Genomic DNA, 11,373 nt, shown 5'->3' with positions numbered 1-11,373 from the left:
GCGGGGTCGAGGCCGAGCCGGCGCAGCGCCTGCCCCGCGACCGCGCGCGAGCTGTCGTAGAGCCGGACGCCGGGCAGGGCGGCGGCGATCGCGTCCGAGACGAGCGGGTAGTGGGTGCAGCCCAGCACGACCCCGTGGGCGTCGGCCGGGGTGCGCGACGCCCCGACGCCGACGGCCGCGGCCACCGCGCCGGGGTCGGCGGCCTCGACGGCGTCCGCGAGGCCCGGGCAGGGCACGGTGGTGGCCTGCCCCGGCGTGGCGAACAGGGCGACCAGGTCCGCCTGGTAGGCGCTCGCGCTGGTCCGCTCGGTCGCCCAGATGCCGAACGGGCGGCCCGAGCCGGCCGCGGGCTTGACGGCGGGGACGGTCCCGACGACGGGGTGGCCGGGTTCCAGCTCGGCGCGCAGCGGGACCAGTGCGGTGACGCTCGCGGTGTTGCACGGGACGACGACGGCGTCCGCGCCCCGGGCGATCGCGAGCCGGGCCACCCAGAGCACCCGCTCGACGATCCACTCGCCCGCCCGCGGGCCCCACGGCATCCCGGCGGGGTCCATGCACAGGTCGAGGTGCACGTCGGGGCGCGGACGCCGTCGTCGTCCCGTGCAACACCGCGAGCGTCACCGCCCTGGTCCCGCTGCGCGCCGAGCTGGAACCCCGCCACCCGGTCGTCGGGACCGTCCCCGCCGTCAAGCCGGCGGCCGGCTCGGGCGAGCCGTTCGGCATCTGGGCGACCGAGCGGACCAGCGCCAGCGCCTACCAGGCCGACCTCGTCGCCCTGTTCGCGACGCCGGGGCAGGCCACGACGGTGCCGTGCCCCGGGCTCGCGGACGCCGTCGAGGCCGCCGACCCCGGCGCGGTCGCGGCCGCGGTCGGCGTCGGGGCGTCCCGCACCCCGGCCGACGCGCACGGGATCGTGCTCGGCTGCACCCACTACCCGCTCGTCTCGGACACGATCGCGGCCGCGCTGCCCGGCGTCCGGCTCTACGACAGCTCCCGCGCCGTGGCGGGGCAGGCGCTGCGGCGCCTGGGCCTCGACCCCGCCCCGGGCGCGGACCCGGCCGGCATCTCGGTGCTGCTCTCCGGCGACGAGGGCGACCTGCCGGCCACGGCCCGGGCCTACCCGGTCGGGCTCGCGCTCGCCGCCGCCGGCCCGGTCGACCCGGGCCTGCTGCCGCCCCCGGTGCGCGACGACGCCCTCGCCGGGACCGCCTGAACCCTGCACCGCCGGAACCCCCGGCCGCCGGAGGAGACCCGGTGCTCACCGGCACGTCCGTACGCTCGACGGAGTGATCGTCCCACCGCGCGCGTCCCGGATCGTCGCCTCGGCGGTCCTCGTCGTCGCGACCCTGCTGCTCGCCGCGTGCAGCGCCGGGACCACCGGCCGCTCCCCGGGCGGCGGCGCCTCGTCCGGGCCGACCGGCGCCGGGGTCCTGTGGCGCTCGGGCACCGACGCCGCCACCGTGCTCGACACCTACCGGGCCACCCCGTGGAACACCGACGACGCCGACGACCCGAAGGCGGTGACCAGCCCCGACGTGCCGGGCCGCACCGCGGTGGCCTACACCGTCCCGGGGGGCGGCACCCGCTCGGAGCTCGAGCCGGACTACCGGTCCTTCGGCGAGGGCGACGAGTACTGGTTCGGGCTGGCGCTCTACCTGCCGGAGGACTTCCCCGTCGACACCTCGGACTGGCAGGTCGTGGCGCAGTGGAAGAACCTCGGTGAGGGCAGCCCGCCCCTCTCGGTCCAGGTCCACGGCGGCCGGTTCGTCCTCGAGGGCGGTGAGGCGATCGGCAAGCACTGGCAGCGCGACCTCGGGCCGGCCCCGGCGGGCGCGCGGACCGACCTCGTCCTGCGGGTGCACTTCTCGTCCGACCCCGACGAGGGCGCGGTCGACGCGTACCTCGACGGCCGGCAGGTGGCTACGGACTACCACCCGCGCGGCGGGACGCTCTACGACGGCGACCGGTCGTACCTGAAGACCGGGCTGTACCGGTCGTCGGACATCGACCAGGAGGGCACCGTCTACTACGACGACGTCGTCATCGCCTCCGACCGCGACGCGGCGTCCGCGTTGGCCAGCAGCTCCTAGACGCGACCCAGGAACGCCTCGACGGCGAGCCAGACGCCGAAGGCGAAGAACAGCACCGCGGCCCCGATCCGGATGGCCTTGCCCGGGAGGCTGCGGCCGAGCAACCGGCCGGCCGCGATCGCCAGGCCGTCCGCGACGACCATGCCGACCGTCGACCCGGCCCACACCCCGACCACGCCGCCCCAGCCGGGGTACTGCGTCGCCAGCGTGATCGTGGCGAGCATCGTCTTGTCGCCCAGCTCGGCGAGGAAGAAGGCGAGCGAGGCCGCGAGGACGGCCGAGCGCCCGGTCCGGTCCGCCTTCTCCTCCTCGGCGCGGGACAGGTCGTCGCCCCGCAGCGTCCACAGCCCGAAGACGACGAAGGCCACGGCGGCGGCCAGGCTGATCCAGAAGGTCGGCAGGGCGGCGCCGAGCAGGTAACCCACACCCACGGACACGGCGTGCACCACGGCGGTCGCGGCCGAGATCCCGAGCAGCACGGGCCACGCCCGGTACCGCGTCGCGAAGGTCAGGGCCATCAGCTGCGACTTGTCGCCGAGCTCGGCGACGAAGATCACGGCGAAGCTGACGCCCAGGGCGACCAGGAAGATGCCCACGAAGGTCCTCTCGCTCTCCCGGGCCGGGCCGGTGGGCGCGGGCGCGTCTCCGGCGCGACCCGGAGGTGCTGCGGATCGGCACCGAAGGTCTCGCCCGCCACCGGCATCCGGTGGCCGCCGCGGCCGGATGACCGCCCGTGTCCGGGCGGCGATCAGTGTGTCGACCGCGGCGTTGGGAGCTACTCCCCTTCGTTCGGGATCGACGCTAGCACGCGGGCCGGTCCGGTCTCCGCGGTCCGGATCATGCCGGCGGCCCCCGCTCGTCGCCTCGTGACGGCGTGTCCCCGATGCGACATGCCGCCACCCTCCCGGGCGAGCGTCCGCCCGGCGCTGGTCACCGAGCGCCCACGATCGGGCGACCCGATCCGGCTGGTCACGTGAGCTGGCACACGCCATGCTCCTCGCCACGCTCCCGTTCGGAGTAACCGCACCGCGGTCGACCGCCGAACGGGTATGTCGTGCCCCCGCGCCAGGTGGGCGTCCGAGAGGAGGCGTGATGCCGGGTCCGACGCTGCGTCCGGTGGCACGCACGGCCACGCACTCCCCCGCCCGGGTCGACGGTCCGCCCGCGGGGCCGATCGAGATCGACGTGCGCACCCGTGTGTTCACGTGGATCACCGACCGGGTGGGGGTGATCGCCATCAGCCGCATGAGCGCGGAGGACCTCGCCCGCGCCCGGAGCCGGCGGCTCTCCCACAACGTCGTCACCTCGCGGGTCTTCGGGCCGATGCCCGAGGACGTCTCGCTGACCGACCTGCGCATCGCCGGACCCGACGGGCCGCTGACGCTGCGCCTCTATCGCCCGCACGGCCCGCTCCCCGCCGGGCGGCACCCGGACGAGGGCCTGCCGGTCGTCGTCAACTTCCACGGCGGGGGCGGCTCGCTCGGCAACCTCGACCAGTCCGACTGGCTGTGCGCGCACGTCGCGGCGCGCGTCGGCGCCCTCGTCGTCTCCGTGGACTACCGGCTCGCGCCCGAGCACCCCTACCCGGCCGCCCGCGACGACGGGTACGCCGCGCTGTGCTGGGCGGTCCGCCACGCCGAGGCCCTCGGCGGCCGGGCCGACCGGGTGGCGGTGATGGGCGACAGCGCGGGCGGCAACCTCGCCGCCGTGGTGTGCCTGCTCGCGCGCGAGGCCGGGCCGGTGATCGACGCCCAGGTGCTGCTCTACCCCGTCGTCGACCTCACCTTCGACGCCCCGTCGACGACGGCGTTCGAGCGCGGCCCGATGCTGACGCGCGCCGACATGGACGTGTTCCGCACGAACTACCTCGGCGAGGGCGGCGACGCGAGCGACCCGTTCTGCTCCCCGCTGCGCGCGCCGGACCACCGCGACCTGCCGCCCGCGCTGGTCATCACGGCGATGGTCGACCCGCTGCACGACGACGGCGTGGCCTACGCGGAGCGCCTGCGCGACGCGGGCGTCCCGACGCGGCACTCCGACCACGCCCGCGCCGTGCACGGCTTCATCTGCTTCCCCGGCGTGTGCCGGGCCGCGGGCGAGGCCCTCGCCGAGATCTGCGAGGAGCTCGCCGCGCGGCTGGCCTGACCGGCTCAGGAGGACATGTAGAGCCCGCCGTTGACGTTGTAGACCTGCCCGGTGATGTAGGCGGAGTCCGGGTCGGCGAGGAACTCGACGACGCGGGCCACCTCGTCGGGCTGGCCGAGCCGGCCGACCGGGACCTGGCTGACGATCGCGTCGATCGCCTTCTGCGGGACCCCGGCGACCATGTCGGTCTCGATGTAGCCCGGCGCCACGCAGTTGGCCGTGATGCCCTTCTTCGCCCCCTCCGAGGCCAGCGACATGGTCAGGCCGAAGAGGCCGGACTTCGTCGCGGCGTAGTTCGCCTGGCCCGCGTTGCCGCGCTCACCGATGACCGAGGAGATCGAGACGATCCGCCCGCTCTCCCGCTCGCGCATCTGCTGGAACACCAGGTGGGACATGTAGAAGGTCCCCGAGAGGTTGACCTGGATGACCCTGTCCCAGTCGTCGACCTCCATCTTGTGCAGCATCTTGTCGGCCGTGATGCCGGCGTTGTTGACCAGGATGTCGATGCGGCCGTGCTGGTCGTAGACCTCCTGCACCACGCGCTCGCAGTCCTGCCGCGAGCCGATGTTGCCCTGGTGGATCGTCATGCCGGGGTACTTCTCGGCGAGCTCGGCCGCCGTGTCGTGGCCGCCGGAGTAGCCGACCGCGACCTTCACCCCGCGATTCGCGAGCCGTTCCGAGATCGCCTTCCCGATCCCGCGGGCCCCGCCCGTCACCACTGCCACCTGTCCGGTCATGTCGGCCATCGCCGGCCTCCCGTCGCTCGCGTGCCTGAAGGATCGTGGCTGTCCGCCGAGCCTGAGCGTGCCCGCCGGTGGTCGCGGTCACACCCCGATCGGCGATCCGCGACACATCCGTGATTCCGACCCCGGCCGGACGGCTGTGCGCCGCGCCCGATCGGGCACCCTCGTTGCGAACCATGCCAAGCAGACCTAGCGTTCCGTCGAGCAACCGGCGGCGTCGCCGGGGCCCGGACCCGGGCTCCGGGGCCAACGCACCGGGCTGCGCGAGGAGGTAGTCATGACGGCAGAGGCGACGGCCCACGACGCAGCACCCCAGCAGGTTCCCCCCGGCGCCCCGGAGGCGCCGAGCCTGGACCCGGTCGACCCCGCGGCCTACCTACGCACCTTCCGCGGCGAGACGCTGCGCAAGGCGGCGACCGCGCTCGCCGAGGGCGGCGCCTACGTCACCACCCGCGCGCTCGCCCAGGCCGCGACCCCGCACCGCACCGTGTGGGACACCGCGCGCTGGTGGCGCCACGTCCTGGGCCGGCGACGCCCGACCTGGTCGACCGAGCATCGGATCCTGTGGGAGACGCCGATCGCCCGGCTGCGCGACTTCACCGACGGGGCCACCGACGACGTCGTGCCGACCCTCGTCCTCCCGCCGCAGGCCGGGCACGACTCGTGCATCGTCGACTTCGCGCCCACCCAGTCGCAGATGCAGGTCATCCGCGCGGCCGGCCTGACGCGGGCCCTCACGCTCGACTGGGTCGGCGCCACGCAGGCGACCAAGGGCACGACGATCGAGGACTACGTCGCGGTCGTCGACCGCGCGGTCGACACCGCGCTCGAGGGCACCGGGCACTCCTCGGTCAACCTCGTCGGTGACTGCCAGGGCGGGTGGCTCTCCGCGATCTACGCGGCGCTGCACCCCGAGCGCATCAACACGCTGACCCTCGCCGGGGCGCCGATCGACTTCCACGCGGGCGACACCGCGATCGGGGCCTCCTCGCGGGTGACGTCCCGCCGCTACGGGACGCTGCCCTACCGCGCGATGGTGGCCATGGGCCGGGGGAACATGCCCGGCCAGTTCGTGCTCAACGGCTTCATCGCGATGAGCCCGGACGCCGAGATCGCCAAGCACGTCGACCTGCTGCGCCATCTCGACGACCCGGCCGCGATCGCGCGGTACCAGACGTTCGAGGACTGGTTCAAGCACACGCAGGACGTCCCGGGCACGTTCTACCTCTGGCTCGTCGAGCACCTCTTCTCGGGCAACGAGCTCATCACCGGCGACCTCGTCGTCGGGGGCCGCCGCGTCGACCTCGGTGCCCTCGACTGCCCGCTCCTCCTGCTCGGCGGGGCGACCGACCACATCACGCCGCCGGTCCAGGTGTTCCGCGCGGCGGACGCGGTCTCGACGTCGCCGGACCGGATCTGGACCCGCACGGCACCGGGCGGCCACCTCGGGCTCTTCATGGGCAACCAGGCGCTGCGCGAGGAGTGGCCGCCGCTCATGGCCGAGGTCGCGCGGTTCTCCGGGGTGGACGCGGCCGACGCCGCCTGACGACCCGACGACCCGCGACGCCGCCCCTGAACCGATCCGCCGCCCTCTCCGGCCGGGGAGGACCTCGGTCGGACCCTTCGACGGGGGCGGTGTCGCGGGTTAGGTTCGGGTATCCGGTGCGTCCCCGGGACGCGCTGCGGAGCCGAGCCGAGGTCTCCGCGCCCATCGAGCACGGCCCGCCGTCGTGTCACGTTCGATATCCCGATCCGCCCAGGAGGAACCCCACATGCCCGGCTCCGTCATCGTCTCCGGCGCTCGTACGCCGATCGGCAAGCTCTCCGGCGCCTTCGCGGACATGGACGTCCGCGACCTCGGCGCCACCGCGATCAAGGGCGCCCTCGCGCAGGCCGGCCTGTCCGGCGAGCAGGTCGAGTACGTGATCATGGGCCAGGTGATCCAGGCCGGCTCCGGCCAGAACCCGGCCCGCAAGGCCTCGACCGACGCCGGCATCCCGATGTCGACCCCGTCGTTCACCCTGAACAAGGTCTGTCTGTCCGGCCTCGACGCCATCGCGATCGCCGACCAGATGATCCAGGCCGGCGAGTACGACATCGTGGTCGCCGGCGGCATGGAGTCCATGACCGGGGCGCCCTACATGCTCCCGAAGGCCCGCCGGGGCTACAAGTACGGCGGCGGGAAGATCCTCGACGCCACCGAGTCGGACGGCCTGACCGACGTCTACGACCACGAGTCGATGGGCGCCTCGACCGAGAAGTACGCGAAGGCGCTCGGCCTCTCCCGCGAGGAGATGGACGAAGTCTCGGCCGCGTCGCACCAGCGCGCCGCCGACGCCGCGAAGAACGGGCGCTTCGACGCCGAGATCGTCGCGGTGCCGGTCCCGCAGCGCAAGGGCGACCCCATCGAGGTCACCGAGGACGAGGGCGTCCGGGGCGACACCACCGCCGAGGGCATGGGCAAGCTGCGCCCGGCCTTCTCCAAGGACGGCATCATCACGGCCGGCAGCTCCTCGCAGATCTCCGACGGCGCGGCCGCCACCGTCGTCATGTCCGCGAAGAAGGCCCAGGAGCTGGGCCTGACGCCGCTCGCGGAGATCCGCAACCACGGCTGGGTGGCCGGGCCGGACAACTCGCTGCTCTCGCAGCCCTCGAACGCCGCCTTCAAGGCGCTGCGCCGCGAGGGCATCGAGCCCTCCGACGTCGAGCTGTGGGAGATCAACGAGGCGTTCGCTGCGGTCGCCATCCAGTCGGCCCGCGAGCTCGGGCTGGACTCGGAGAAGGTCAACACCGACGGCGGCGCGATCGCGCTCGGCCACCCGGTCGGCGCCACCGGCGCCCGCCTGGCCGTGCACGCCGCGCACGAGCTGCAGCGCCGCGGCGGCGGCTACGCGGTCGCGAGCCTCTGCGGCGGCGGCGGCCAGGGCTCGGCGCTCATCCTGCACGTCTGATCCACGCCCGATCCCACACGACGAACGGCACTTCTGCTGCGCGCACGGCGGCAGGAGTGCCGTTCGTTCGTTCCGGGGTCGATCACGGGGTTGCGTAGTGGCGGCGGTCACGTGGAATCCTGCGCACGGGTGCATGCACGGCGACGCAGTCTGGGAGGGCGAAGATGCCGCAGGAAGTCCGGGGCGTGGTGTCCCGGGAAAAGGGCAAGCCGGTCACCGTCGAGACCATCGTGATCCCCGATCCGGGGCCCGGTGAGGCCGTCGTGGCGATCCAGGCCTGCGGGGTCTGCCACACCGACCTCCACTACCGCGAGGGCAACATCGAGGACGCCTACCCGTTCCTGCTCGGCCACGAGGCCGCCGGGAAGGTCGAGGCGCTCGGCGAGGGGGTCACCGACCTCGAGGTCGGCGACTTCGTCGTCCTCAACTGGCGCGCCGTCTGCGGGGTGTGCCGCGCGTGCCGCAAGGGCAAGCACCACCTCTGCTTCGACACCCACAACGCCGCGCAGTCGATGACGCTCAAGGACACCGGCGAGGAGCTCAAGCCGGCCCTGGGGATCGGCGCGTTCGCGGAGAAGACGCTGGTCCACTCCGGGCAGTGCACCAAGGTCAACCCGGACATCGACCCCGCGGAGGCCGGCCTGATCGGCTGCGGCGTCATGGCCGGGGCGGGCGCGGCGCTCAACACCGGCAAGGTCGCGCGCGGCGAGAGCGTCGCGGTGATCGGCTGCGGCGGCGTCGGCGACGCGGCGATCGCGGGCGCGGCGCTGGCCGGCGCCACGACGATCATCGCCGTCGACACCGAGGACCGGAAGCTCGAGTGGGCCAAGGGCTTCGGCGCCAACCACACGATCAACGCGAAGCAGACCGACCCGGTGCAGGGCATCCGGGACCTCACCGACGGCTTCGGCGCCGACGTCGTCATCGACGCGGTGGGCATCCCGGCCACGTGGAAGCAGGCCTTCGAGGCCCGCGACCTCGCCGGTCGGCTCGTCCTGGTCGGGGTGCCGTCGCCGGACATGACGCTCGAGGCCGACTTCCAGCCGTTCTTCTCCCACGGCGGGTCGCTGAGCTCGTCCTGGTACGGCGACTGCCTGCCCAGCCGCGACTTCCCGATGCTCGTCGACCTCGCGCTGCAGGGCCGCTTCCCGCTCGACAAGTTCGTCACCGAGCGGATCTCGCTCGACGAGGTGGAGCAGTCCTTCGAGAAGATGCACGCCGGCGACGTGCTGCGGTCGGTGGTGATCCTGTGAGCGCCGAGAAGGTCGGCGAGGGCGTCGAGCACCTGACGACGTCCGGGCAGTTCGAGATCGACGGCAAGTCCTTCGACGTCGACAACAACGTCTGGATCGTCGGCGACGGCTCCGAGGTCGTGCTCATCGACGCCCCGCACGACGCGGACGCGATCAAGAAAGCGATCGGGGACCGTGACGTCGCGGCGATCCTGTGCACCCACTCGCACAACGACCACGTCAACGCCGCCCCGGCCATCGCGCAGGCCTTCGAGGCGCCGATCCTGCTCAACCCGGACGACAAGGTGGTCTGGAACCTCACCTACCCCGACCGGGAGCCCGACGGGACCCTCGCCGACGGCGAGACGTTCACCGTCGGCGGGATCACGCTGCGGGCGATCGCGACGCCGGGGCACTCGCCGGGCTCGACGTGCTTCTACGCACCCGACCTGGGCACGCTGTTCTCCGGGGACACGCTGTTCAACGGCGGGCCGGGCGCCACGGGCCCGTCGTACTCGGACTTCGACGTGATCATCGAGACGTTGCGCGACAAGATCTTCACGTTGCCGGGGGACACCATCGTGCGCACCGGGCACGGGGACGTCACGAGGATCGGCGACGAGGCCCCCCGGCTCGAGGAGTACCGCGAGCGGGGCTACTGAACCCGGCCGGAGGAGGCCCGGCCGGCGACGGTCCGGTCCCGGACGAGGAGTACCCGGCCGACCCGTACCCCGGGGTCGCGCCGGGCTCCTCGTTCGTCCACCTCGACGCGGCCTCCCACCGGCTCGCGCCCGACGCGGGCGCGGCCGGCGGGTGGCGCGTCGGGGGCACCGCGATCGATGCGTGGCTCGCCGCGCGGGGCGCGCCGCCGCTGGCGGGGCGGGTCCCGGTGCTCGCGTTCGGCTCGAACCGGTGCCCCTCGAAGATCACGTGGCTGCGGCGCGAGCTGGGCCTCGACGGTCCCGTCGTCGTGCTGCGGGTCGCGGTGTCGGGGGTGGCGGCGGTCTGGGCCGCCGGGCTGCGGGCCCGCGACGGGGCCCGGCCGGCGACGCTCGCGCCGGTCGCCGACGACGAGCCGCCCGAGGAGCACGGGGTGTGGCTCGCGACCCCGGAGCAGGTGGCGGTCCTCGACGTGTGCGAGGGGCGCGGCCGGCGGTACGCGCTCGCGTGGGTGTACGCCGCCCGCGTCGTCTCGCTCGACGACGGCGCCCGGCTCGACCCGGTCCTCGCCTACTGGCCGGCCGCGGGGATCCGGGCCCCGCTGCTCGTCGAGGGCGCCCCGGTCCGCTGCCGCGACGTGCCCCAGGCCGAGGCGCGGACGCTGGTCGGCGGCCCGGGTGAGGTCGCGGCCGGCGCGGCGACGGTCGTCCCGGCCGGCACCCCGGACCCGCGGGGCTGGCCGTCCCGGGTGTTCGTCTACGGCACCCTGCAGCCCGGCGCCCGGGCGTGGTGGCGGCTCGCCCCGGCCGCGCGGGGCACGTGGTCCGCGACGACGGCGGGCCGGGTCCACGACACCGGCCGCGGCTACCCCGCGCTCGTCCGCGACGCGACGGCTGCGGCCGGCGCCCTGGCCCCGGGCCACGTCGTCGAGCTCGCCGACCCGGTGGCGGCCCTCCCGGCGCTCGACGCCTACGAGGGGCCGGACTACCGCCGCGAGCGCGTGGTCGTGTACCGCGTGGCGAACGCGGCCGCCCGGACGGCGGCGGCCTCCGCGACGGCGGGGTCGGGGGCGTCCTCGGAGCCCACGGTCTGCTGGGCGTGGGTGTGGGACGGGCCGGTCGGGGACTGGCCGGCCGTCGACGGACCTTGGCGCGCCTGAAGCGGCACCCGGCCGGACCCTGCTCCCGCGACCCCCGGGGCCTCCCGGGCCTCGGGGGCCTCCGCCTCGACGAGGGCGTGGCGCGGACCGGTGGCCGACGCGCCGGTGGACACCGTGAGCCGACCCGCGGCGGGTACCAGGACGATGTGCTCCGGGCCCTCCCGGGGCTCGGTCACGGCCTCGTCGGGCGGTGGCTGCCCGTCGTCGGGGCGCCGGCGCAGCATCGTCGCCCGGACCAGGAGCGCCACCCCGGCGACGAACGCGATGGCGGCGACCCCGAAGGCCACGGCCGCGAGCAGCGGCGAGTGCAGCCGGGGCGCCTGGGTCACGGCGAGCGGGACGGCGGCGACGAGCAGCGCCACCGTGACCACGAGGACGACCAGCAGCCGCACC

At 74.6% G+C, this 11,373-nt stretch carries 11 protein-coding genes; 8 read left to right on the top strand and 3 right to left on the bottom strand.

The window, feature by feature from the left end; all coding sequences use genetic code 11:
* Positions 1 to 572: glutamate racemase (locus AC0CYZ_RS05350; RefSeq protein ID WP_472213059.1), on the bottom strand; the 572-nt coding region annotated here is incomplete at its 3' end.
* Between the two features lie 53 nt (positions 573 to 625).
* Between AC0CYZ_RS05350 and AC0CYZ_RS05345 the strand changes: the two genes are divergently transcribed.
* Together AC0CYZ_RS05345 and AC0CYZ_RS05340 are read left to right on the top strand one after the other, a co-directional pair.
* The gene (locus AC0CYZ_RS05345; protein ID WP_472213061.1) at positions 626 to 1,213 is read left to right on the top strand and encodes a glutamate racemase; all 588 of its coding nucleotides are present in this window, start codon (positions 626 to 628) and stop codon (positions 1,211 to 1,213) included.
* Between the two features lie 73 nt (positions 1,214 to 1,286).
* On the top strand, positions 1,287 to 2,090 hold the full coding sequence (locus AC0CYZ_RS05340; protein ID WP_472213055.1) for a polysaccharide lyase: 804 nt from the start codon (positions 1,287 to 1,289) through the stop codon (positions 2,088 to 2,090).
* On the opposite strand, the gene AC0CYZ_RS05335 is transcribed toward AC0CYZ_RS05340, so the two are convergent.
* The gene (locus AC0CYZ_RS05335; RefSeq protein ID WP_472213053.1) at positions 2,087 to 2,686 is read right to left on the bottom strand and encodes a TMEM165/GDT1 family protein; all 600 of its coding nucleotides are present in this window, start codon (positions 2,684 to 2,686) and stop codon (positions 2,087 to 2,089) included. The two genes, AC0CYZ_RS05340 and AC0CYZ_RS05335, sit on opposite strands and share 4 nt — an antisense overlap.
* A 520-nt stretch (positions 2,687 to 3,206) precedes the next feature.
* Between AC0CYZ_RS05335 and AC0CYZ_RS05330 the strand changes: the two genes are divergently transcribed.
* Positions 3,207 to 4,235, top strand: a complete 1,029-nt coding sequence (locus tag AC0CYZ_RS05330; protein ID WP_472213051.1) for an alpha/beta hydrolase — start codon at positions 3,207 to 3,209, stop codon at positions 4,233 to 4,235.
* A gap of 5 nt (positions 4,236 to 4,240) precedes the next feature.
* On the opposite strand, the gene AC0CYZ_RS05325 is transcribed toward AC0CYZ_RS05330, so the two are convergent.
* Positions 4,241 to 4,981: a beta-ketoacyl-ACP reductase gene (locus AC0CYZ_RS05325; RefSeq protein WP_472213049.1), complete on the bottom strand. Its 741-nt coding sequence runs from the start codon at positions 4,979 to 4,981 to the stop codon at positions 4,241 to 4,243.
* 274 nt (positions 4,982 to 5,255) lie between these two features.
* Between AC0CYZ_RS05325 and AC0CYZ_RS05320 the strand changes: the two genes are divergently transcribed.
* The 5 genes from AC0CYZ_RS05320 to AC0CYZ_RS05300 all read left to right on the top strand — a co-directional run bounded on the left by AC0CYZ_RS05320 (position 5,256) and on the right by AC0CYZ_RS05300 (position 10,980).
* Positions 5,256 to 6,524, top strand: a complete 1,269-nt coding sequence (locus AC0CYZ_RS05320) for an alpha/beta fold hydrolase (RefSeq protein ID WP_472213047.1) — start codon at positions 5,256 to 5,258, stop codon at positions 6,522 to 6,524.
* Positions 6,525 to 6,750: 226 nt separating this feature from the next.
* Positions 6,751 to 7,929 (top strand): acetyl-CoA C-acetyltransferase, encoded by a 1,179-nt coding sequence (locus AC0CYZ_RS05315; RefSeq protein WP_472213045.1) that lies wholly within the window; start codon positions 6,751 to 6,753, stop codon positions 7,927 to 7,929.
* Between the two features lie 164 nt (positions 7,930 to 8,093).
* Complete coding sequence (locus AC0CYZ_RS05310; RefSeq protein ID WP_472213043.1) at positions 8,094 to 9,182, top strand: S-(hydroxymethyl)mycothiol dehydrogenase; 1,089 nt, start codon at positions 8,094 to 8,096, stop codon at positions 9,180 to 9,182.
* Positions 9,179 to 9,823: an MBL fold metallo-hydrolase gene (locus AC0CYZ_RS05305; RefSeq protein ID WP_472213041.1), complete on the top strand. Its 645-nt coding sequence runs from the start codon at positions 9,179 to 9,181 to the stop codon at positions 9,821 to 9,823. Before AC0CYZ_RS05310 ends, AC0CYZ_RS05305 begins: the two co-directional genes overlap by 4 nt.
* Before the next feature lie 227 nt (positions 9,824 to 10,050).
* Positions 10,051 to 10,980 carry a gamma-glutamylcyclotransferase gene (locus AC0CYZ_RS05300; protein WP_472213039.1) on the top strand — a complete coding sequence of 310 codons (930 nt, stop codon included), beginning with the start codon at positions 10,051 to 10,053 and terminating at the stop codon, positions 10,978 to 10,980.
* Positions 10,981 to 11,373: the final 393 nt, after the last annotated feature.

Source organism: Actinomycetospora sp. (assembly GCF_055612215.1).
This window is presented reverse-complemented; position numbering and strand designations above follow the sequence as displayed.

What these genes read in the sequence shown, in the direction of transcription:
- AC0CYZ_RS05325 (WP_472213049.1), bottom strand. Translation starts at nt 4,981, where the DNA reads ATGGCCGACATGACCGGACAGGTGGCAGTGGTGACGGGCGGGGCCCGC.
- AC0CYZ_RS05315 (WP_472213045.1), top strand. Translation starts at nt 6,751, where the DNA reads ATGCCCGGCTCCGTCATCGTCTCCGGCGCTCGTACGCCGATCGGCAAG.
- AC0CYZ_RS05310 (WP_472213043.1), top strand. Translation starts at nt 8,094, where the DNA reads ATGCCGCAGGAAGTCCGGGGCGTGGTGTCCCGGGAAAAGGGCAAGCCG.
- AC0CYZ_RS05320 (WP_472213047.1), top strand. Translation starts at nt 5,256, where the DNA reads ATGACGGCAGAGGCGACGGCCCACGACGCAGCACCCCAGCAGGTTCCC.